Source organism: Oleispirillum naphthae (assembly GCA_027864655.1).
GTDB classification, from domain to species: domain Bacteria; phylum Pseudomonadota; class Alphaproteobacteria; order Rhodospirillales; family Rhodospirillaceae; genus Oleispirillum; species Oleispirillum naphthae.
In genome coordinates this window covers 133,161-155,382 of sequence record JAQAZG010000004.1, presented here as the reverse complement: position 1 = coordinate 155,382, position 22,222 = coordinate 133,161, and the positions used below count along the sequence as shown (strand labels likewise).

The 22,222-nt window shown below is 67.4% G+C and carries 20 protein-coding genes; 9 read left to right on the top strand and 11 right to left on the bottom strand.

Features of this window, described 5'->3' with window-relative positions; all coding sequences use genetic code 11:
• Positions 1 to 8 precede the first annotated feature (8 nt).
• The 9 genes from O7R11_RS06510 (at position 9) to O7R11_RS06470 (ending at position 7,848) form a co-directional block, all read left to right on the top strand.
• A complete protein-coding gene (locus O7R11_RS06510) occupies positions 9 to 908 on the top strand; it encodes a class I SAM-dependent methyltransferase (RefSeq protein WP_337996691.1) in 900 nt (299 codons plus the stop codon).
• Positions 905 to 1,807: a polysaccharide deacetylase family protein gene (locus O7R11_RS06505; protein WP_337996690.1), complete on the top strand. Its 903-nt coding sequence runs from the start codon at positions 905 to 907 to the stop codon at positions 1,805 to 1,807. Before O7R11_RS06510 ends, O7R11_RS06505 begins: the two co-directional genes overlap by 4 nt.
• A 98-nt stretch (positions 1,808 to 1,905) precedes the next feature.
• On the top strand, positions 1,906 to 2,691 hold the full coding sequence (locus O7R11_RS06500; protein ID WP_337996689.1) for a hypothetical protein: 786 nt from the start codon (positions 1,906 to 1,908) through the stop codon (positions 2,689 to 2,691).
• On the top strand, positions 2,681 to 3,484 hold the full coding sequence (locus tag O7R11_RS06495) for a hypothetical protein (RefSeq protein WP_337996688.1): 804 nt from the start codon (positions 2,681 to 2,683) through the stop codon (positions 3,482 to 3,484). The genes O7R11_RS06500 and O7R11_RS06495 overlap by 11 nt, the downstream gene beginning before the upstream one ends.
• A gap of 1 nt (position 3,485) precedes the next feature.
• Complete coding sequence (locus O7R11_RS06490; protein WP_337996687.1) at positions 3,486 to 4,265, top strand: class I SAM-dependent methyltransferase; 780 nt, start codon at positions 3,486 to 3,488, stop codon at positions 4,263 to 4,265.
• Entirely contained in the window at positions 4,252 to 5,232 is a 981-nt protein-coding gene (locus O7R11_RS06485) for a lysylphosphatidylglycerol synthase domain-containing protein (RefSeq protein ID WP_337996686.1), read from the top strand. The genes O7R11_RS06490 and O7R11_RS06485 overlap by 14 nt, the downstream gene beginning before the upstream one ends.
• Positions 5,229 to 6,140 (top strand): polysaccharide deacetylase family protein, encoded by a 912-nt coding sequence (locus tag O7R11_RS06480; protein WP_337996685.1) that lies wholly within the window; start codon positions 5,229 to 5,231, stop codon positions 6,138 to 6,140. Before O7R11_RS06485 ends, O7R11_RS06480 begins: the two co-directional genes overlap by 4 nt.
• Complete coding sequence (locus tag O7R11_RS06475; protein ID WP_337996684.1) at positions 6,127 to 6,831, top strand: class I SAM-dependent methyltransferase; 705 nt, start codon at positions 6,127 to 6,129, stop codon at positions 6,829 to 6,831. The genes O7R11_RS06480 and O7R11_RS06475 overlap by 14 nt, the downstream gene beginning before the upstream one ends.
• Positions 6,832 to 6,840: 9 nt before the next feature.
• Positions 6,841 to 7,848: a glycosyltransferase family 2 protein gene (locus O7R11_RS06470; RefSeq protein ID WP_337996683.1), complete on the top strand. Its 1,008-nt coding sequence runs from the start codon at positions 6,841 to 6,843 to the stop codon at positions 7,846 to 7,848.
• Here the strand turns inward: O7R11_RS06470 and O7R11_RS06465 are convergent.
• The 11 genes from O7R11_RS06465 to O7R11_RS06415 form a co-directional block, all read right to left on the bottom strand.
• Positions 7,838 to 8,782 carry a hypothetical protein gene (locus O7R11_RS06465; RefSeq protein ID WP_337996682.1) on the bottom strand — a complete coding sequence of 315 codons (945 nt, stop codon included), beginning with the start codon at positions 8,780 to 8,782 and terminating at the stop codon, positions 7,838 to 7,840. The genes O7R11_RS06470 and O7R11_RS06465 overlap by 11 nt on opposite strands.
• A gap of 46 nt (positions 8,783 to 8,828) precedes the next feature.
• The gene (locus O7R11_RS06460; protein WP_337996681.1) at positions 8,829 to 10,214 is read right to left on the bottom strand and encodes an MBOAT family O-acyltransferase; all 1,386 of its coding nucleotides are present in this window, start codon (positions 10,212 to 10,214) and stop codon (positions 8,829 to 8,831) included.
• 3 nt (positions 10,215 to 10,217) lie between these two features.
• Positions 10,218 to 12,830 (bottom strand): ArnT family glycosyltransferase, encoded by a 2,613-nt coding sequence (locus O7R11_RS06455; RefSeq protein WP_337996680.1) that lies wholly within the window; start codon positions 12,828 to 12,830, stop codon positions 10,218 to 10,220.
• A complete protein-coding gene (asnB, locus tag O7R11_RS06450) occupies positions 12,794 to 14,686 on the bottom strand; it encodes an asparagine synthase (glutamine-hydrolyzing) (protein WP_337996679.1) in 1,893 nt (630 codons plus the stop codon). The genes O7R11_RS06455 and asnB overlap by 37 nt, the downstream gene beginning before the upstream one ends.
• Before the next feature lie 16 nt (positions 14,687 to 14,702).
• Positions 14,703 to 15,674: a GNAT family N-acetyltransferase gene (locus O7R11_RS06445; RefSeq protein WP_337996678.1), complete on the bottom strand. Its 972-nt coding sequence runs from the start codon at positions 15,672 to 15,674 to the stop codon at positions 14,703 to 14,705.
• A gap of 233 nt (positions 15,675 to 15,907) precedes the next feature.
• Entirely contained in the window at positions 15,908 to 17,365 is a 1,458-nt protein-coding gene (locus tag O7R11_RS06440) for an MBOAT family O-acyltransferase (protein WP_337996677.1), read from the bottom strand.
• 7 nt (positions 17,366 to 17,372) lie between these two features.
• Positions 17,373 to 18,737: a hypothetical protein gene (locus O7R11_RS06435; RefSeq protein WP_337996676.1), complete on the bottom strand. Its 1,365-nt coding sequence runs from the start codon at positions 18,735 to 18,737 to the stop codon at positions 17,373 to 17,375.
• Positions 18,738 to 18,783: 46 nt separating this feature from the next.
• On the bottom strand, positions 18,784 to 19,206 hold the full coding sequence (locus O7R11_RS06430) for a MaoC/PaaZ C-terminal domain-containing protein (RefSeq protein WP_337996675.1): 423 nt from the start codon (positions 19,204 to 19,206) through the stop codon (positions 18,784 to 18,786).
• Entirely contained in the window at positions 19,197 to 20,927 is a 1,731-nt protein-coding gene (locus tag O7R11_RS06425) for an HAD-IIIC family phosphatase (protein WP_337996674.1), read from the bottom strand. The genes O7R11_RS06430 and O7R11_RS06425 overlap by 10 nt, the downstream gene beginning before the upstream one ends.
• The gene (locus O7R11_RS06420; protein WP_337996673.1) at positions 20,909 to 21,166 is read right to left on the bottom strand and encodes an acyl carrier protein; all 258 of its coding nucleotides are present in this window, start codon (positions 21,164 to 21,166) and stop codon (positions 20,909 to 20,911) included. Before O7R11_RS06420 ends, O7R11_RS06425 begins: the two co-directional genes overlap by 19 nt.
• Entirely contained in the window at positions 21,163 to 22,194 is a 1,032-nt protein-coding gene (locus O7R11_RS06415; protein WP_337996672.1) for an SAM-dependent methyltransferase, read from the bottom strand. Before O7R11_RS06415 ends, O7R11_RS06420 begins: the two co-directional genes overlap by 4 nt.
• Positions 22,195 to 22,222 lie beyond the last annotated feature (28 nt).

The following is a 22,222-nucleotide window of genomic DNA, read 5'->3' as shown; positions in this document are numbered from 1 at the left end:
GAAACGCCATGCGCCACGGCGACGAACCCGAAATCAAGGCGGCAATCCGCGAGTGGTGGGCCAAAGCGCCGATGACCTATGCCGAAACCCACGGCGAGGTGGAATACCGCCTGCCCGACGGCAGCATGGAACGGGTGGAACTGGGTTCCCGCCGCTTCTTCGAACTGGCCGACGCGGTGTTCTATCGCTGGAACGACCCCCTGCACGACGCCACCGGCAAGTTCGGGCGCATCTTCGACTATGCGCGCTACCGCGGCAAACCGGTGCTGGAGGTCGGCTGCGGCATGGGCTGCATGGCGAGCAACTGGGCGGCGCAGGGGGCAAAGATCACCGCGATCGACCTCAACCCGGTGGCGGCGGCGCAAACCTCCCGGCGCTTCCAGGCATTCGGCCTGGAGGGCGACATCCGCGAGGTGGACGCGGAATCCCTTCCCTTCGCTGCGGAAAGCTTCGATTTCGTCTATTCCTGGGGGGTGATCCACCATACCCCGGGAATCCGCAAGGCCGTGGAGGAAATGCATCGCGTGCTGCGGCCGGGCGGCCGCATCGGCCTGATGCTCTACAATCGCGATTCCCTGCTCTTCCGCTATTTCGTCCGCTATCAGGAAGGGCTGATCAACATGGAAAGCCGCTTCCTCGACAACCTGGGCCTGGCCAGCCGCTATAGCGACGGCGCACGCGAGGAAGGCAACCCCCACACCTGGCCGGTCACCCAGGCCGAAGTCCTGCGGGAGCTGATTCCGATGTTCGCCCATCCCGAGATCAGGGTTCTCGGCACCGACGTGCCCGAAGCGCTCGACACCTGGTGGCCGCGCCTCGGCCGGCGGCTGCCGCTCTCCTGGCGCAAGGCCCTGGCGCGGCGCCTCGGCTGGAGCCTGTGGATCACTGCGGAAAAGGCACGGGCATGAGCCTTGCTCCTCTGCTTCACCGCATCGTTTCCCGCCTGCGCGGCGGCAACGCCCGCGTCTCCACCGGCCACCTGGACGCCTACGCCCGCGCCGCCCGCGCCGCCGGCATCGACCGGCTCCACCTGTTCCTCTCTTTCGACTGCGACACCCGATGGGACGCCGACGCGGTGGAAGAGCTGCACCGCATGCTGTCGGCGCGCGGCATCGGCGCCACCTATGCGGTGCCGGGGGCGGAACTGCAACGGGCGGCCGACACCTATGCGCGCCTCGCCCGCGCCGGGGCGGAGTTCATCAACCACGGCGCCCTGCCTCATGCCGAATGGCAGGACGACCGCTGGGCCGGAATCACCTTCTACGATGCGATGAGCGAAGACGCCGTGATCGCCGACATCCGCAAGGGGGACGGCATCGTCCGCGCCGTCACCGGCGCCGCGCCGTTGGGCTTCCGCGCCCCCCATTTCGGCTGTTTCCAGAAGCCCGCGCAGGTCGATCTGATGCACCGCACCGCGGCGGAACTGGGCTACGGCTATTGTTCCACCACCATCCCCTCGGTGGGGCTGGCGAGGGGACCGGCCTACCTGGCGCACGGCCTCGTCGAGTTCCCCTGCTTCGGTTCGGTGCGCTGCCCGGAGACCATCCTGGACTCCTGGACCTACCTCACCGACCGCGTACGGTACGCCCTGGGGGAGGAGTACCACACGCTGTTCGCCGAGACCGTCGAGACGATGCTGGAGCGGAACCTGCCCGGCGTCCTCACCTGGTACGCCGACCCCTGCCACGTGCTCGACCAGGCGCCGTTCCTCAAGGCGATCGACCTGGTGACGGCGCGGCGCATCCCCGCCCCGACCGGGCGGGAACTGTTGCGGATGGTCTCTCCCGCCCTGCTTCGGCAGGGCTGAGAAACGGGCGGAACCGTGCGCGAGCAGACGGATTGAACTACAATCCGCCGGAGCCGATGCTCCGAATGGCGGACATGGGAAAACGGAAGCAACACGTCATGTGGCGGCGCGACTTCACCCGCGACGAATACGAGAAACTGATGGCCGCCATCGCCGCCGCCGGCATGGCCGGGCTGAGCGTGCGCGACTACATCCGCCTGCGCGACGCCGGGCAACTGCCGCCGCGCTTCTGCATCCTGCGCCACGATGTGGACGCCAACCCGAAAAACGCCGTCGCCATGGCGCGGGTGGATGCCGGGTTCGGCTTTTCCTCGACCTTCTATTTCCGGGTCAAACCCGGCCTGTGCGGCGCGGCGGAGGTCGGCGCGGTCGGCGCGGCGGGCCACGAGATCGGCTACCACTACGAGGTGATGTCCGACGCGGACGGCGACCCCATCCGCGCCCGCGCGCTGTTCGAGGACGGCCTGTCCACCCTGCGCCGCATCGCGCCGATAACCACCGCGTGCATGCACGGGCGGCCCCTGTCGCGGCACGACAACCGCGATTTCTGGAAGCACTGGCGTCTGGAGGAGTTCGGTCTGGTGGCCGAGCCCTACCTCAGCATCGACTACGCCGACATGCTCTATTTTTCCGACAGCGGCATGCTGTGGGACAACGGCGCCTTCAACGTCCGCGACGTGGTCGCCGCCCTGCCGCCGCCGCGGGTGGAAACCACCGGCGACCTGATCCGGGTCATCGCCTCCGGGCGGCACCCCCGCATCGCCCTGCTCGCCCACACCGACAACTGGGTGAATGATCGGACGCTGTGGCTGTGGTACAAAACCTTCAATCTTGCGGCCAATGCCGCCAAGTTCGTCAAACGGCGGGTTCTTCATGGTCGATGAACGGCATCTGCTGCGGGTTGCCTATGTGGTCTCGACCGGGCGCACCGCCACGGAATTCCTGGCGTGGTTCTTTTCCCAGGCCTTCCCGGATCGGGTGACGGCCCTGCACCAGCCCGCGCCGTACCGGCTTTTCCGCCCGCTGTCCAACGCCCACGTCTCCGGCCATTTGGGCGAGAATGCGCTGCGCCTCGCCTTCCGCTTGGCGCGGGGACGCCGCCTGCGCCGCATCGCCACGCCGATCTATCTGGAATCGAACAACTATCTCTACGGCTTCGCCAACCTGCTGGCCGGGACCGCCCCAGGGACGACGCCGTTCCACGTGGTGCGGCATCCCTTCGACTTCATCCGTTCGCAGTTGAACTTCGGCTCTTCCTCCGGCCTCAAGAAGCTGATGGCGGACCGCCTGCCCTTCTGGTCGCTGAAACCGGAGTATTTCGGCGAGGCGCCCGCCTGGCGGGATCGCCCGCCGGAAGAGCAGTACGCCTATGCCTGGGTCAAGACCAACGCCTTCCTCGACCGCGCCCGCGCCGCCGATCCGCGCTGGCGGCTGCTGCGCTTCGAGGACATCTTCGACGCGCAATCGAGCGGCCTGGAGGCCATGGTCGAGGCCCTCGGCCTGATCTGGCGGCCGGAAATCCACGCCGGCATGGCGCGCCAGCCGAAAAACGCCAGCCACGGCGGCGGCCTGCCGCCCTGGCGGAACTGGGACCCGGCGCTGCTGGCGCGGCTGCGCCAAGTCTGCGGCGAGGCCGCCGCCGTCTACGGCTACGACCTCGATGCGCGGGAGGGCTGAGATGCGCCCCCGCGAGACCGCGATCTCCCGTTTCTGGAAGTCCACCTTCAACGGCATGGCGCAGGACGCCGCGGCGGACGCCCTCGACGAAGCCCGCCTGAACGCGCGCGAGGCGGTGACCGCCGAAATTCTTCTCGACCTGGTGGCGGAGGCGACGGCAGAGATTCCCGAAGGCGGCCTTTGGGCCGACATCGGTTGCGCCACCTGTCAGATGGCCCGCCGCTTTGCGGAGCGGGCCGACGGGTTCGTCAACATCGACCTGGCGGAGAGCCTGCTTCTCCTCGCGCGGCACCGCTTCCACCCGCCGCGGTCGAGCTACGTCTGCGCCGACATCGGCAACCTGCCCTTCGCGCCCGGCAGCTTCCGCGTGGTTACGACGATGGGCGTCCTGGCGCTGATCGACGACATCGAACCGGCGCTCGACGGCGCGATGGATCTGGTCGCGCCGGGAGGCATGCTGGTCGCGGAGATTCTGAACCGCCGCAGCCTGCTCTATCGCCTCAGCCTGGTCCTCGCGGTGGTGATGCGCCGCCGCTTCCAGCCCCTGCGCGAACGCGACCGCCTGATCCGCCGCTACGACCTTGCCGAGATCGAACGCATCGTCCGCCGCCGCGCGGGCTGGTCGATCCGCCTGGAGCCCGCGTTCGTCACGCCGTTCCCCCGGTTGTCCCGCTTCCTCGCGGCGCGGCCGGGCTGGCGGCGCGGCCTTGCGCGAAGCCGCACCGCGGCGCACCTGCTTCCCCATGCCTTCCTCCTGGTGGCGCATCGTGACCCGGCCTAGCCTCTGGATCCTTGCCGCACTGGTGACGCTGGCCTCGGTCGGCGCGGTTCTTGCGTTCGTCGATCTCGGCGAGCTCGCCGCCGACGTGCGGCACCTCGACCTCCGGGCGTTGTTTCTGCTGGTGATCGCCCTGCAGGCGCAGCAGTACCTGGGCTCGGTGCGCTTCCGCCGCTTCCTGCCGCAGGTGAAGATCGGCTGGCTGAAGGGCTGGCTGATCGAGAACATCGCCGGTCTGGCCACCTTCGTCCTGCCCTTCGGCCTGGGCGAAGGCGCACGCATCTGGGCCTGGAAGAGAATGGGCGGCACGCGCCTCTCCCTGGCCGGAACCTCGTACCTGCTGACCCGCGCCATCGACGCCACGGTGGTTCTGGCGCTCCTCACCGGGCTGAGCCTGCTGCCGATCGGCGGCGAGGCGATCCTCAACGGCGGGGTGCGGCTGGTCCTCGCGCTCGGCGCCATCGCCCTGGCGGCGCTGTGGGGCCTGGTGCTGGGGCGCGGCCAGGCCTGGGGCACCCGCCTCGCGCTGCGCCTGGAAGGCGGAAACCGGAGCAGGATCGCCTGCGGCCTGGCCTCTCTGGCACGCGCGTTCGCCGACGCCGCAGCCCTGCCGGCGGCAGATCTGGCCGTCGCGGCGCTGGCCAGCCTGCTGTTCTGGGCGGTGCAGATGGGGGAAACCTTCATCCTTGCCCATGCCACCGGACTCGACCTTTCCTTCGCTCAGGTGCTTGTCGTATACATGGCGTGGTGGGTCGCGGCCCTGCTGCCGGTGCAGGGGTTCATCCGCACCGGAACGCACCAGGCCGGCTGGGTGGGCGGCCTGGTCCTGGTGGGCGTGCCGGTGGATCAGGCGATGCTGGCGGCGACGGTGACGCACCTGCTGCTGCTGTTGCGCACCGTGCTCGCCCAGGGGGTCACCGCCGTGCTGTATCTGTTCGTCGCGCGATCTCGCAGGAAGGGGAACTCGTGAACGCCAGCCAGGGCTTCGTCTCCGTCGATATGGACATGTGGTGCCACTGCCGGTGGGCGACCGGCGGCCCCGCCTCGCTGTGGCCGAGCGTCGCCGCGGCGGAGGCCGCGATGCCGCCGCGCCGCGCCTTCCCCGATCTCGTCGGCGACGTGCTCGACCTGTTCGACGAACTGGAACTCAAGGCGACGTTCTTCATCCTCGGCGAGATGGCGCAGCGGTATCCCGGGGCGGCGCGCGCGGTGGCGGCGCGCGGCCACGAACTGGCATGCCACGCCATGCACCACATCGATAGCACGGCCCTGCCGGACGCCGATCTGCGCAACGCCATCCGCGGTGCGAAACGGATCATCGAGGACGTCGCCGGGCAGCCGGTGGTCGGCTTCCGCTTTCCCAACCTGGTGTACGGGCCGCGCGAGATCGCGATGCTGGCGGAAGAGGGCTTCCTCTACGATTCCTCGGCTTGCTTCGGCCGCAAGCTGCAGGGCAAGTTCGGCGTCTCCGTCCCCGCCCAGTACGCCCCCTACCGGATCGATCCGGCCAATCCCTTCGTGCCGGGCGCGGGCCCCTTGTGGGAGATTCCCATCCCCGTATTCCCCGGCCTGCGCCTCCCCGCCGGGACCGGGGTGGCGACGCGGGTATTCGGCGTCTGGTGGTCGCGCATCGCTCTGGCCCGCTCCCTGCGCCGCGGCAAGACCGCGGTCTATTATTTCCACCCCTACGAACTCGGCGATTTTCCCGAGGTCGCCCGGCTGACCCGCTACACGCGGCTGTTCATGCGCAACACCGGAAAAAACTATCGAAGAATGTTGCAGTCGCTGCTCCCCTGGTTGCAGAAGCGGGCGGCGTGCGGGACGATGCGGGGCTGGGTCGAAGTGCAAAGAAAGATCGGCAGCGATGAGCTCTCTTGAACAGACGTTCCTCGAACGCTTCGGCCGCTTCGCGCGGGAACACGCCACCTCCTTCGCCGCCAACGGGCATACCCGCACCGGCATTGCGATGCGCCTCAAGCTCTACGATCACCTGCTGCGCCGGGTGCTGCCGCCCCTGTTGCCGCATCCCTTGCGCATCCTCGATTGCGGCTGCGGCAATGGCTTCCTCGGCCGCCACATCCGCGAACGGTTGCCGGTGGCACGGATGGACGGCGTGGATTTCACCCCGGAACTGGCGGAACTGGCGGCGGAAAGCGGCCTTTACGCCGAGGTCAGGAACGGCAACGTGCTCGACCTGGGCACGCTTTTCCCCGGCGAATACGACCTGGTCAATTCCTGCGAGGTCTATCACTACATCGCACCGGAGGAGCGCGCCGCCTTCTGGCGCGCGCACCTCGACCGCATCGCCCCGGACGGCCGCATGCTGCTGGTGGTGCCGAATTTCCGCAGCGCCTTGCGCCGCGTGCGCCGCCGTCTGCCGGTCGGATATTACTTCGACCTCGACTCCATCCGGGAGTCCCTGGCGGGTTTCCCCGAGGCGAGGATAGAGGCCGTCTTCGGCATCGACCTCGTGCTGCGCCGCGCCTGGCGCCTGAACGCCGCGCGCAAGTCCCCGCTCGGGGAGTTCCTGTCCTTCGAGCTTGCCGTCCTGATTTCGCGGAACCGATAGGAGACCCAGATGTACCGAGGCATGAGCGTGGCCGTGGTGGTGCCGTCCTACAACGAGGAAACGCAGATTTCCAAGGTGCTCCTCACCATGCCCGATTACGTCGATCGCATCGTCGTCGTCGATGACCGCAGCCGCGACCGCACCGCCGCCATCGTCGAGGAGCACGCCGCCGGAGACGAACGCGTCGTCCTGTTGCGCCACGAGACCAACCAGGGCGTCGGCGCCGCCATCGCCACCGGCTACAAGTGGTGCCGCGACAACGGCGTCAACTGCGCTGCGGTGATGGCCGGCGACGGCCAGATGGCCCCCGAGGATCTGCCCGCGCTTCTCGACCCGGTGGTCGAAGATCTTTGCGACTATTCCAAGGGAAACCGCCTGTTCACCGGGCACGCCTGGAAGAAGATTCCGAAAATCCGCTACCTCGGCAACGCCGGGCTTTCGCTGATGACCAAGGTGAGCTCCGGCTATTGGTGCATCTCGGACAGCCAGTCCGGTTACACGGTGATCAACGAGGATGCGCTCGCCACCATCGACTGGGACGCGATGTACAAGCGCTACGGCCAGCCGAACGACCTTCTGGTGCGCCTCAACATCGAGAACTTCCGGGTGCGCGACGTGCCGATCGAGCCCGTCTACAACGTCGGCGAGGTTTCCCGCCTGAAGATCCGCAAGGTGATGTTCACCATCCCCTGGCTGCTGTTCAAGATGTTCTGGCGGCGCATGGGCGAGAAGTACGTGATCCGGGACTTCCATCCCCTGGTGCTGTGCTACGCCTTCGCCTTCCTGCTGCTGCTGATCGATATTCCGGTCACCGCCCGCCTGCTGTGGTACGCGCTCACCTCGGGCGTTTTGCTCTCGACCAACCTGCTGGTGGCGATGTTCCTCACCATCAACGCCTTCATCACCGGGCTCGCCGCCATGTACATGGACATGCAGTACAATCAGCACCTGAGCAGCACCGCCCTGGTGAAGCGGCGTCACCCTCCCCGGCCCGCCGCCCCGCCGCTCAAGGGTTGAGGCCGCAGGTCAGCCGGGCGTCCGGCGCCGGGCGGGCGAGCCAAGCGCCGAAGCGGCGCGCACCCTCGGCCTTGAGGTGCAGGAAGTCGTAGAAGCAGTCGTCCGCGGCAACGGCGCGGGCATCGATCACCGGCACCTTCAGCCGTGCCGCCTGCGCCGTCAGCCAGGTCTCGAACTGCCGCTCCTCGGCGGCCAGTCCGCCCGCCAGTTCCCCACGCACGGCGGACGGCAGCGGCGGCAATACCCAAACCGCCCGCAGCCCCTCCGCTTGCAGGCGGGCGGTGGTGCGCAGCAGCGCCGCCGCCTGGTAGCCGGGCAAGGCATAGCCGGACATCACCCGGTGAATCTCGCTTTTCATCACCGCGGCGCTGCCGCCCTTGTCGGGGTCGCGGGGGCTGAAGCCGCGGGCGTCGTCGGCGACGCTGAAGCCCGTCTCGGTGATCTTCTTGCGCAGCGCCAGAAGCTTGATCTGGTAATAGATTTCCTCGCGGTAGGCATAGAGGCGCGAGATTTCGCTCAGCAGCGTCTCTGCGGAGAACATGCCGATCGACAGCCGCTCGCGCAGGGTCATGAACTGCGCATCCTTGATCTCGACCAGATGGCGGATCTTCACATCCGGCGGATTGATCAGGAAATAGACGGCGCGGACATCGGCGAACTGCGCGCCGCGGTAGCGTTCGAGCAGTTTATCCATGGCGTAGAAGGTGCCGTCGGACATGCCGAGGTTGTAGGCGTCGCCCCCGCCCGCCGCGGCGAAGGCCCAGGGATCGACATTCTCCCGCGCCGCCGAGTTCCCGGCGAAGACGACGGCGGGCCTGTCCTTCAAGGCTTCGAGGTTGGCGATCTTCTCGCGCAGGTGGGCCAACTGGCCGGTATCGGCGATCTGCCCGAAGAGGAAGCGGACGGAAAGCTCGATCGCCGCCAACCAGGCCAATGCCCACCATGCCGCTGCCCGCCGATATCGCATCCTGTCTCTCTCGCTAGAAACGGAAATAGATGTAAACCGCCTGGGAATGGATGTGCAGGACGATCAGCACCGCCACGGCGGCGGCGGCCCCGCCCTTGATCCAGGCGGGAAGCCCGCGCCATGCGGCGCGCAATGCGGATTCGTCGCTCATCGCCAGGCGCTCGACGTACTGCAGGCCGGGCAGCAGCAGGGCCAGCCCCAGGCACCGCCAACCCTCCGCGGCGGAGCCCAGGGCATCCGGCGCCAGCATGGAGCCGGCGATCGAGCCGGCCTCGGCCAGGCTGCCGGCGCGGAAGAACACCCAGGCGATCATCGCCACCAGGAAGGTCAGCACCGCGGGCAACGGCGCAAGCGCCTGCAAGGGACGGCGGCACAGGTGATAGAACGCCAGCAGCGCCGCATGGATGCCGCCCCAGACGATGAAGGTCCACGAAGCGCCGTGCCACAGGCCGCACAGCACCATGGTGGCCGCGAGGTTGAACAGGGTGGCGGCCCCGCCGTTGCGGTTGCCGCCGAGCGGGATGTACACGTAGTCGCGGAACCATTCGCTCAGGGTGATGTGCCAGCGCCGCCAGAAATCGGAGGGATCGCGCGCCAGATAGGGGTACTCGAAGTTGCGGCGCAGGCGGATGCCGAAGCACAGCCCAAGCCCCAGGGCGATGTCGGAATAGCCGGAGAAATCGGAATAGATCTGCAACCCGAAGCCCAGGCCCGCGCCCCAGGCGGAAAAGAATGACAGCGCCTCGGTCTGGCTGCGGCCGAACAGCGCATCGACCAGCGGCGCAACCTGGTCGGCCACCACCACCTTCTTGAGCAGGCCGAGCAGAATGAACACGCTCCCGGCGCGCAGGCCCGCATAGTCCAGCGGCCGCAGGTGGTCGAACTGCGGCAGCAGTTCGCGGGCGCGCATGATCGGCCCGGCGACATGGGCGAAGAAGGTGGAAAACAGCACCATGCGGACGAATTGCCGCTCCCGCTTCACCAGACCGTGGTGGATGTCGATGTGATAGGCGATCAGCAGGAAGGTGTAGAACGACGAGCCGAGCGGAATTTCATACCGCTCGACCCCCAGTTCCGCGCCCCAGGCAGGGGCGGCGATCTGCATCAGGAAGTAGAGGTACTTGTAGAAGATCAGCGGCGCCAGGTTGAACAGGACGGCCGCCCACAGGGCATACAGCCCGCGTCGCGTTCCGGCCAGGCGCTCGGTCACCCGCGACAGCTGGTGGTTGGCCACCAATAGCACGGCGAGGAGAATCACGTCGCGCCAGCCGGCATAGGCATAGAACAGCAGCGATGCCAGAGTAAGGGCGACCAGACGCCCCTGGTCGCCGCGCATCGCCGCATAGGCCCCCAGGGTGGCGACGAAAAGAAACAGAAACTGCGGCGACTGGAACAGCATGGATCAGCGCTTCTTCTCGGCGCGGATGCAACGCAGCCAGAGATTCGCAAGACGCCCGTCGTCCAGGCGCAGCGCCCATCCCTCGACGCGCGCCGCGACCGAAAGGAACTCGGTCTCCCGAACCCCTTCTTCGGCCGCGCAACCGTCAAACGACATCAGAATCTGAGAGCCTTTGACTTCCCGGTTCGTCTCCTCCGAGCCGTTGAACAGATAGAACTTGTGGCGAGCATCGATCAGGAACGGCGACGCATCGTAAGGATTGCCGAACGGATACCCTTCGAACCTGCGAAAATACGGCGACACCCGGCCGGAGAGAAACATCCGCCTTCCCATCCACTGCGACGACGGCAAACCGAGGAACGCGTTCCCATCCGGCGGAATCGGCTCACCGGATGCGGAAGAAGCCGGAATCGCCCCTTGCAGCGAAAGGGCGGGGAACTGCTGATGTCGGCCCCATGCCAAGTGCAGCGCCATCCAGACTGCGGCGGCCAGCGCCGCGCCGATGAGAATCCGCCTTGCGGAAAACGACGGCGGCATCCGGCCCTCCGGCAGGGCTAGAGACCTTGCCGCGCCCGCGGCGTAAATGACATAGGGCAACGCCATCAGCATATAGACCGGCCAGCGGATGCGCTGATCGGGCACGGAATAGAGGGAGATCGGTGCCGCGTATCCCGCGAACAGGAGCAACGAGACCAGGGAGGTCTTATCCCGCCGGAGCACCAGCGCCGCGGCCATCAACAGGAGAAAAACGATCTTGTCGAGGCGGACAGCCCAGTACCGCACGGAGCGGAACTCGGACATCGCCGCGGGTTTCCAGCCGACGGGCGAGACGAAGAAGGCATCCGGAATCAGGGAGAGAAGGCTGAACTGGCGGTCCAGCGCCCGCTCCAGAAACACCATCGGATTGTGGCGATAAAAATCCCAGGCGTTGCGATTCAGCTGGGCGACCCGCTCCGCCGTCGGCCTTCCCTCGCCGCGGTGGACCTCTTTCGCCCAAATGCCGCTCATCTGGGCCCCGAAGACCAGCCCATGGGGCGCATCGGGATGATTGTGAATCCAGAAGGCGGAGCTTTCCTGCCCACTGCCGAACGAAAACCGGCCGCGCTCGGCCGCATTCCAGGCGCCCCACGGCAGGATCAGGAGCAGCATCGTCGCCAGCAGCAGCGCGGCAACTCCGACCCGCCGCCGCATCGCACCCGGAACGAGCAGGATGAGGACCGCAACCGCGCCGGCAACCAGTCCGGCGCCCTGCAGGCGCGTCAGAATCACCCCCGCGGCGGCAGCCCCGCCCATCGCCGCGAACAGGGGTTTCCGCCAGACGACATAGGCCACCAGGCACCACAGCAACGCGGCGATGAAGAACTGGAACAGGGTCTCGGTCAGCAGAAGGTGATCGAGGCGGAACACCTCGACGCTGACGCCGAAGACCAGGAAGGTCAACAGGCCCGCCGTGCGCGACCCGGTGCCTATCCGCGCCGCGTGCGCGAAGAGAACGCCGGTTGCCAGGTTGAGCAACAGGTTGAAAACCCGTGCTATGCCCCAATAGTGGCCGAACGCCGCATAGATGAGGCCGTTGACGACGATCATGCCGGGCATGGAATCGATGTCGTGCGGGATGCTCAGGGTCTGCGCGAAGGCGTGGGTGATCAGGTCGTAGCCCTGGGCGTCCCAGACCGGGGAGGCATCCCAGTTGAGAACCAGAAGGCTGAGACGTGGGGCGATGGCGACGACGGCCAGGCACGCGGTCAAAACCGCCGGGGACGCCGCCGGAACCCTCCGCATGATGCGGGAAACCGGAGCGAAATCCCGCGCGGCCGCACAGAACGCAAGAAACGAAACGACGGTGAAACCGGCCGGCAGCTGGCCGATCGTCAGAAATCTAGGCCACACGATACCGGCGATGGAGGCAAAACCGGAATAGCCGAGCGCCACCAGCATCGGCACCAGAGACAGCGCGCCGCCGCGAATCCAATCGCGCCGCGCGCCGTTGCTGCCGAGGCTCCAGCAGACCACGGGCCATATCGCGAGAAGGGCCGCCATGATCCCGCCGTTGACCAGGGTGGCCATAGTCTCCGCCGGAAGAAGGAAACAGGCGGCCAAACCGCCCGCGCCCGCGCCCGCCATCACGGCGAACGCGCCACAGCGCAGACGAACGAGCAGCAAAAGGCCGAGCAGCAGAGCCCCCACCCCCCACAGAGGGGAGAGCGCCTCGGCCACGCGATAGCGGTACGAGCGCCCGTTGCTGCGCGGGTCGCTGTTGTCGAAGGCGGAGAAATAGACCTGCCGTCCCCAATGGGAATAAAGCCCCTTGCCCGCGGTGCGGATGGAATCGTGCAGCGCATGCGGGATGAGGGGCTTGCCGTCCTCGAACAGGGCAAGGCTCGACCTGCTGCGGCTGTCCTCGGGCAGCCACCGCGGCACGCGGAAGGCGAAGGCGTGGCCGATCTCGGGGCGGATGTCGGCGGCATCCACGGCGACCTCGGCGATGCGGCCGGTGGGCACGGCGTTGGGGGTGACTATCACCAGGGCGGCGAAGAAGAAAAGAAGCCCGGCGCAGACCCCCGCGGCAATTCGTCCGATCATCGGTGCTTCTCCTTTGTCGGCGTCCGCCGCCACAGATAGTACCCGGCCAGCATTTCGAGCACGCGGTGATTGTCGAACCCGGCGAGATGGGCGCGGTACAGCGCCGCCACCGCGTCAGGGTCGAGCAGGGGGTCGCGCCGCGCCGCTTCGCCGAGGAAAATCTCGTCCATCAGGTCGCGGGTCGGCCCGGTGCGCATCCAGTCGGCGACCGGCAGGGAGAAGCCGAGCTTCGGCAGGTTGACGATCTCGGGGGGCAGCACCCGCGACAGGGCGGCGCGCAAAATCCGCTTGGTGGTGGTCAGGCGGTGTTTGTAGGCATGCGGAATGGTCAGCGCCAGGTCGATCATCTCATTGTCGAGGATCGGCACCCGCGCCTCGATCGAGGCCGCCATGGTGGCGTGGTCGAAGGAGTGCAAAACGCAGCCGCCGAGGAACATGCGGGAATCCAGGAACAGCAGGCGGTCGATGACGTCGCGGTGACCGGCGATTTCGTCGAGCATGGTCTCGACCACGCGCGCCGTCGCGTTCCCCGCAAGCTGCGCGGCGAAGCCGGGGCGATAGACGGACGCCTTCGCCTGCGGCGTCAGCAGTTGCTTGAACAGCACATAGCGCAGTTCCGGCGGGTGGTGCATCGCCGCGGTCGTCGCCCGCAGGACGAAATCGAGATCGGTGCGCCCCTTGAACAGGGGCAGGCGCGGGAACAGGCGGCGCGCCGCCTCCAGCCCCCAGCGGGGCAGCAGCCCGGTGGCGAGGGCCTTGTGCGCGGTGAGGGTCGGATAGCCGCCGAACAGCTCGTCGCCGCCCGCGCCGGTGAGAACCACGGTGGCCCGCCCGTGCGCGGTCTCGGCGAGAAGCTGGATCGAACAGTTCGTCCACGAGACGAAGGGCTCGGAGAGCGCCGCGATGCGCCGCGGCAGCATTTCCGCCAGCAGCGCGTTGTCGAGACGGCATTCGGTGAGGCCGATGCCGCAGACCTCGGCGATGCGCCGCGCCGCCGGGGTCTCGTCGAAGGCGGCCTCGTCGAAGCCGACGGTGAAGCCGTTCAACCGGCCGCCCGCCGCATGCGCCGCCAGCCAGGCCACCGCCGCGCTGTCCAGGCCGCCGCCCATGAACAGGCCGACCGGCACGTCGCTGACCATCTGGCGCTCGACCGAGGCGCGCAGGGCGTGGACGAGGCGCTCCACCGCGTCGTCGAAGGAAATCGCCTCGGGTCGGAACGCCATCGACCAGAAGCGTTCCGACGAGACCTCGCCCTTCTCGATGCGGACCAGGGTGCCCGGCGGCACCCGCTCCACCCCCGCATACGGGGTGAGGGGGGCGGGGAAATAGCCGAGGGAGAAGTAGACGTCCAGCGCCTCCGCGTCGGTCTCCGGTACGGTTGCGAGCACCGGCAGCAGCGCGGCGAGTTCGGAAGAGAACAGCACCCTCCCGCCTTCCCGGCGGAGGAACAGGGGTTTCACCCCCATCCGGTCGCGCGCCAGCAGCAGCCGGTCCGCCCCGGCATCGTAGAGGGCGATGGCGAACATCCCGTTGAGATGGCGGACGAAGTCGTCGCCGTGTTCGAGGTAGAGGGGGACCAGCACCTCGGTGTCGCTCTGGCTTCGGAAGGGATAGCCCTTGGCCGCATAGTGCGCACGGAGCTCGCGGTAGTTGTAGATCTCGCCGTTCATCACCACCGCGACTCTGCCGTCGGGGGAGAACATCGGCTGGCGCCCGGTGGCGAGGTCGATGACCGACAGACGGCGCATGCCGAGCACGGCGGACCCCGTGCAATGCACCGATTCGTCGTTCGGCCCGCGGTGCGCCATCAGGCCGCACATGCGGCGGACCATCGCCTCATCCGGGGGGCCGGGGGGAATGTTCGAGATCAGTCCCGCAATGCCGCACATGCGTTATCCCCCAGAATCAGGCGATCGACCGGCGGACCAGGCCGCCCAGCCGGTTGCTGAGCGAAACCGGCAGGCGCTTCCAGATCGCCGAAACCATGCGTGCCCCCTGCCCCTCCCGGCTTTCGCGGCTGGTGCCGGAAAAACCGACCCTGCGGTAGTAGAGGGGGCTGACGCGCGCATGCCAAGTATTTTTATAGCGGTGCAGGCTGCCGCCGCGCAGCGCCCGCCCCAGGTCCAGGCCGTGCAACCCCCGCTCGCCCGCCAGTTCGTAAAGCCGCCAATAGAGGAAATCCATGGGATAGGGGGCATCGTGCGCGGCGGCCTGGGCGGCCCACTCGTTGACCATTTCCCCCGCCCGCACCGTCGCCGCCGCCGCCGCCACCACGGTCCCCCCCGCCCGCACCGTCGCCACCGTCATCCCCTCGCCCAGGGCCTCCGCCAACTCGGCGAAGAAGCGCCGCGCATGCGGCGGCGTCCCCAGGTCGCGCATCGCCCGCGCGTAGAGGCGGTAGAAATCGTCCAGTTCGGAAGGCCCTACGGAAAAGCGCAGTCCATCGCGCTCCGCTTTGCGGATCTTGCCACGGTGGCGGCTGGAGAGGTTCGCCCAGGCATCGGCGGAGCAATCGAGGACGAAGCGGTCGTACTCGGCCTCGGCGGCGGCGTCCGGCGGCGGCTCCGCCGTGCGCAGCTCCACCGGCGCGTCCGGCCGGCACCGCCGCAGCCCGTCCGCCGCAGCCGACGCGCCAGCGGCATCGACCTCGGCATAGTGGGTGAACGGCAGGCAGACCCACGCCCGGCCGACCTTGAGGAAGGGCGTCACCGCGCCGTCCTGCCGCCAGAGCGCCGCGCTGAGGCCATAGGCCCGCAGGCAGGCGGCCAGCCAGCGCCGGTTGGCGGGGAGCAGGCCGTCGTTCTCGAACGCCCTCAGGCGGTCCGCCTCGCCCGCCGTGACGACGACGAGGCGGTCGTCACGCGCGGATGCAGGCAAAGCCGAATACTCCCGTCCCGACATCGTCGAAGGCCCGCGACAGTTCCGTATCTCTATCTTTCGTGTCCGCCATCATGCCCGTCCTCGGAAAAGGAAAAGGTCTCGTCTTCGTCGGGTTGCCGCCATCCTCGCCGCGGGGGGCCTTCGCGGTCGGAGGGTAGCAGGACGCCTTCGAACGAGTCATCAACAATCAGGCCGCCATCGGAGCCCGATCCCGCGCGACGCCGAAAAAATCAGAAATCGAAATATATGAACTTGTTCAGGTTGCCTTTTTCCACCGCCGCATGCCCGGGCAGGCGTATCTCCTGGTCCAGAATCACGGTCTTGTAGCCCATGCCGCAGGCGAGGACGGCAAGCGTGATCCCCCACACCGCGCAGGAGCGGCGAATTCCGCACAGCACGCGGCTGACCGCCCGCCGCGTCGCGGTGAACTCGACCGCCTGGCAGGCGAACACCGCGGCGAAACCGAACCCCAGCACCGAAAGCGCCTCGGCCGAGACCCCCTGGCCCGCCGCCAGGGTGAAAAGGGAATGCAGCATCGATAGCGTCGCCGCGGGAGTTTCCGCCCGGAACACCAGATACGACAGGCAGAGAACGGTCTGAAAAACCGCCACGCAGGCCGCACGCCGCCAGACGCCGCGCGGCGCCCGCCCCCGGGCGGCCATCTGCCAGAGCAGGATCAGAACCCCCTGCACGGCCCCGAAGAGAACGAAACGGGGCGCCGCCCCGTGCCACAGGCCGATCACCGACATGATCGCCAGCACCAGCCCCCCGAGGGCGATTCTGCGCCACAGATGCGTCCTCAGCCGCCGCGCCAGCATCAGGGCGGCGGGATGGTAGAGGTAGTTGCGGAACCAGTCGGTGAGGGAGATATGCCAGCGTTGCCAGAACTCGAGCGGCGAGAACGACAGATAGGGACCGCGGAAATTCACCGGCAGCCTGAAGCCGAGGATGCGGGCGATGCCCCGCCCCATGTCCGTATACCCCGAAAAATCCGCGTAGACCTGAAGATAGAAGGCCAGCGCGGCGCAGAATATCGCCACGGACGAATGCGGCGACGGGTCGGCCCAGACATCGGCGAACGCCGTCCCCAGGGGGTCGGCGACGAGAATCTTTTTCGCGAAGCCGATCGCGAAGAGATTGGTGCCGATCGCCAGGCTCCGCAGTTGCGGCCGTTTCACCCCGTCGAACTGCGGCAGCAACATGCGTATCTTGCAGATCGGCCCGGCGATCAGATGCGGAAAGAACCCCACGAACAGCCCCAGGCGGGTGGCCCCGACCGTATCGGCGCGGCCATGCGCGTCGATCAGCGCGCCGATCACCTGGAAGGTGTAGAAGCTGATGCCGAGAGGAATGAGCCACTTGGTCCTCAGGGCATCCGGCAGCCAGGCGGCCTCGAAATCGGGCAGATAGCTGCGGAATTTGAAGAACATCAGGTTGCAGACCAGCGCGGTGACGATCGCCGCCAGCACCGGCGTGCGCAGAACGGCAGACCGGTTGGCCCGCAGGGCCAGCCCGGCGCACAGCAGGACGGCGGCGGCGACGGCCAGACTGCCGAGATCGGTGAAGGACAGGAAATACGCGGACGCGAAAATCAGCAGGCCGCGCTGCGCGCGCGCATCGCGCAACGCGAAAAACCAGGCCGCGACGGCGATGAAGAAGAGGGCGAAGGTGCACGTGGAGTAGACCATTTCCGCCCTACCTGCCGCCGATGTCGCGGATCAGGCGCTCGGCGATCTCGCGCGATCCCTGCCGCGTCGGATGGACGACCAGCATGTCCGGATTCCGCTGGGTCATTTCCCCGACGTCGATGAGATCGAACCCCATGCGTCGGCCCATGGCGCGCAGGGTGGCGGCGGCCTCCGGCGTCAGACAGTCTCCGCCCAGCCGGCAATAGCCGATGAGATGCAGGCGGGACCCCGAGGTTCGGGCGATCCCGGCCAGCTCCGCCATGACCCGTTCCACCGAAGGCCACGACAGTCCGGCGGCGGCCGGCGCCATGCCCGGCCGGGGAACGTAGCCGATGTAATGCCATTTGAGACTGCGCAGGCGCAGGCGATCGAGGGCGAACGCGACGAACCCGTCCCTGGCGATCGCCGCGCGCGCCGCTTCCGTTGCGCGGCCGAACGCCGACAACCGGGACAGCCGCCGCTTCTCGATCAGGTCGGCATCGAACTTGGCGATCGCTGCGTCCAGCCTCTCCCCCTCCAGTCCGTTCCGGACGCGATTGCGTTCGACCGCCTCCTTGCGCAGCTCCGGGGCGAGTTCCTCATACGGCGTCGCCGCGGGCAAGGGGGCATCGACCATGGCAAGGTACGGAAAGTTGAACAGCACGAAGATATGCCGCGGCCGATACTTCGGCGCGTAGAACGCCAGCTTCTGCGCCGAGGCCTGGATCACGCCGTTGCCCAGACCCAGGGTCAGGGGAAAGCGCTCGCGGAAAACGTCGATGAAGGTCTCCCCATCGGGGCGGCAGGCCCCCTCGACCGGCGAGCCGCCGACGAACAGCGCATCGATCGGCGGCGCCGCATCCCACAATGCGTCCGGGTTGCGGAAGCCGTAACGGTCGGTGCGCGTAGTGACCCAGGCTCCCTCCTCGTTGCAATGCACGGCCAGAGAGTACGGCAGCGCGCCGGAAAAGAGCACCCGCTGCCCATTGCCCAGGGTCACCACTTCCCGCGAACGCCAGAGATAGGCTTCCACCCCTTCCTTTCGAAGGTCGCGGACCACCCGGGCCATCGAACGCCGGTCGAATACCCCTTTCTTGACGCCGAGCTTGGCCGACCGCGCATCGAGATAGTCCAGCCATTCTCCGGACGTCCGGTAGTTTTGGGAGAGCGGCGGCAACGGCGGCCAAAGCAGGGCGCAAAAGAGTTCGCCGCCGCCGATCGCCGCCAGCAGGAAGGCGATCCCGAACAGCGGACGGCGCAGCCGCCAAAGCAGCGCGGAAACGACGGTGACGGCGAAGGGGATGAAGATCTGTACGGCCCAGACGCCGAGATCCAACCGCCCCTGCAGACGGCGCAGATTCCAAAGGAAGAACAGCAGCACCGCCGCCGCCAACAGGAATTCCGCCGAACGCAGGAGCAAAAAAGGGGAAAGGCGCCGGCTAGTCATCGTCCCCAGCCGGAAAAGTGCATTGCGCGGTGCCGTCGATCGCCACCTCTCCGCCGATTTCGGCACGGACCTCCAGAATCACGGTCTTCACCGCGCTGACGACGCGCTTCACCGTGACGCGGTAGAGGACGGTCGAACCGACCGGCACCGGCTTCCGGTAATCCAGGCGCAGGGACTGGATGACGGTCCGCGGGCCGGGCAACTGCATGCCGAGAATGCGGGACAGCGGCGCGGCGGCGAGCAGGCCGTGGACCACCCGGCCGGGGAGCCCCATCGCCATGGCGGCTTGCGCATCGACATGGATCGGCGCTTCGTCCCCGGTCAGGCCGATGAAGCGGTTCACCGCCTCGTCGTCGAGGCAAACGCTCGCCGTCGCCTCCATGCCTTCCCGGATGTCGTTCAGGGTCAGAAACACGGCGTATCCTCGACGATCATGCAATGATGGGCGGGAACCGCCGGCGGGCAAGCCACGAAGACCTCGCCGTCCGGCGTGAAACCCATACCGTCCAGCACCGGGCCGAGCAAGGCGTTCTTGCCGCTGCGGTTCCACGGGGCGATCACCCGCACCCCCCCGTGCGCGGCCAGCCACGCCTGCAGATGCTCGATCATGGCGAATTCGAAACCGCGGCTGAGAACCCGGCAGGACAGCAGCCAGGTGTCGAGAACGCAGCCGCCGCCTTCCGGCGTCGCGATCAGCACGCCGACGATGCCCGCCGGTCCGAAGCGGTCGGACGCCTCGAAGCAATAGGCGTAGTTCTCCGGCGCATCGACCAGGGTCTTGATCGCGGCCGGGCCGTGCCGACGGTTGGTGAGGTTGAACTGATTGGTCTTGTGCACCAGCGACACCACGCGCGGAAAGGTCCGCGCGTCGATCCGCATCGGCCGCAGCTTCATTTCGAGGCCGCTCAAAAACGCCTCGACCCCCATTTCGTCGGCGGCCCGGCGCCGCGCGATCTCGGCCCGGTAGTCCTTGACCCGCAGGGCATCGTCGTTGCCGACGGCGGGAATGGCGAACAGGCGGGAGCGCACCAGCTGATCGACCCACAACTCCGGGTCGTCATCCAGCTCGAACACCGCAAGCTCGGGCAACGCCGCGCGGACCTCGGCGCGTTCACGCGGCGAATCGTCGAGGAAACAAACCGCCGAGGGCAACAGCGACAGACGATCGACAAGGCGGGCGATGACCGCGGATTTGTGTTCCCAGGACGCCTCGAAGGCGACGAAATCGTCCAGCCGCAGAATCATCTCGGGCCGTTCCAGGAAGGGGCGGACGGCATCGTCCCGGTTGTTCTTCGAAACCACGGCGAGCGGCACCCCCCGCAGGGACAGATCCTTGAGGAAACGCTGCAGGTGCAGGTGCGGCCGCCCGGCGGCATTGGCGTCGAGTTCGAGGTTCTCGACCCCGTCCTCGCCGACCACGCCGTCCCACAGGGTATTGTCGAGATCGACCACCACCGCCTTGATCCGCGGCGCAAGACAGCGGGCGATGGTGACCGCGACCTCGGCCCCGAGCGCGGTCATCGCATCGGGGTGGCAGGGAGCTTTGGCGGTGCTCCAGTAGCGTCCGGCATGCCAGCGATCGATCCCCAGGCGGCGCTGCAGGCAGTCCGGATCGACCGTCACGGTTCCCGAAGGAAGCGCCTGCCGCAGCGTCTCGCACAGACCGCGACGCCAGGCCGCAACCGGCGAGGCGGGGTCATCCTCTTCGACAGCGGCCTCGGGCAGCAGAAAAATCAGTTTCTGCCCACGCTTCAGAATCGCCGACGCCGCCTCGGCAATCGCCGCGACCGGCAGGCTGCGCCGATCCGATCCGCCGACCGATACCCCCATCGTCGAGACCCAGACGACCCAAACGTCCGCCTCGACGCTCCCGGAAAGGGCCTCGGGAATCCAACCGTCGAAGGACGCCGGCGCGACGTCGCAGCCGTATCCTTCATCCGCCAGGGCCAGCTTCAATCCGGGAATCAGGAAATCCATCGTGCAGTTGCCGCCGAGAACGATACGCAGGCGCTTTCCCGGATGCGCAGGCAGCCGTTCAACCGCCGCCCGTGCGCAGCTGTAGCTTGGAACGGCGGAGGACTGAGGGTTCTGCTGTATGGCGCTCATGGCAGCATGCGTCAGGCCGAAGTCGGCCATGCGATCGCGGCGCCCTTGCCGTTAAGGATACCGACAAGGTCGCCGACGTTCTTCATCGAGTTGACCTCGCGCGTCTTCAGCCGCACGCCGAAGGCTTCCTCGATGGCGATGATCAGATTGATGTGGTTGAAGGAATCCCAGTTATCGACATCCGCCGCCGACAGGCTCGGGCGAAGGTCCAAGTCCGGCTTGCCGAAGGTAACGCGGAAGACGCCCAGCAGTTTTTCGAAGTCGTTCATGGTTCTCCCCGCGAAACGATGAAAGCCGCCGATTCCGGAACGGGGACGCCCGCAGTCCGGGGCCTGTAGGCGGACCCGAAATAGTATTGTTCGATGGTGAAGCCGACCTCTTCGAGCTGCCGCCGCACCTCGTCGGGATGGCGGTAGAGGTAGATGTGGTCGGCGTTCGGCGCATTCAGGGCAGCGGTGATGAACGCCTTCCCCTCTGGCCTCATCATCCGGTGAATCGCGGCAAGAAAGCCGGTGGGATCCTCCAGATGCTCGAGCACCTCGACCGAAACCGCCCAGTCGAATTCCCCCGCAGGAGCCTCGCGGGTGATGTCCTTCAGGTGCAGCGCCGCCCGCTCCTCCACGCCGAAGGCCTGCCATTGGCGCCGGGTGTACGCCGCCGAGGAAGGGCTGATGTCGAAACCGTCGCAGCGGCTGTCTGCGACGCGCGTCAGCGCAAGGCGCGAATAATATCCCGTGCCCGTACCGATCTCGGCGAACCTGGCGGAACCGGCTTTGGCGGACATCTCGGGCAGAAAGTTCGCCTCGAAGAACAGCCTCTGGCGGTAGTGGTGCGGCCAAAGAAAGTGCGACAGCATGATCCCGGGCAGGTAGAGGTCGTTCATGTAGCCGGCGTTGAGATAAACCTCGGAACTCGCATCCGCATAACTCTTCGCCTCGTACTCCCCGGTCTTTTCGAAACGCTTATGCAGCCGCAGGGCATCCATGGCGAAGTCGGCATAGCCCTGCACCGCGGCGGTGACCGCCGGTTCGGCGCCGAGAAGCTCCCGGAGGGTGACTTCGAAGTTCCGCGCCCATTCTTCACCGAACATCGCCGCGGCACGGTCGAACGAGTTCACGAAATACGGCGCTTCCGCGGCAAACGCCGCGCGGAGCATGGAAACGAATGGGAAATCGCTCGATCGTGGACTCATCTCAATTCCCGCTTCGATTCGTGCACCGGCCAAAAGCGGGGAATGCGTCCCGCCGCCGACCCGAGGCCGGCGGGGCTCCCCCGAACGCACGCTCATACCCGACATCAAACCCCATCCGCCTTGTTCCCTTTTC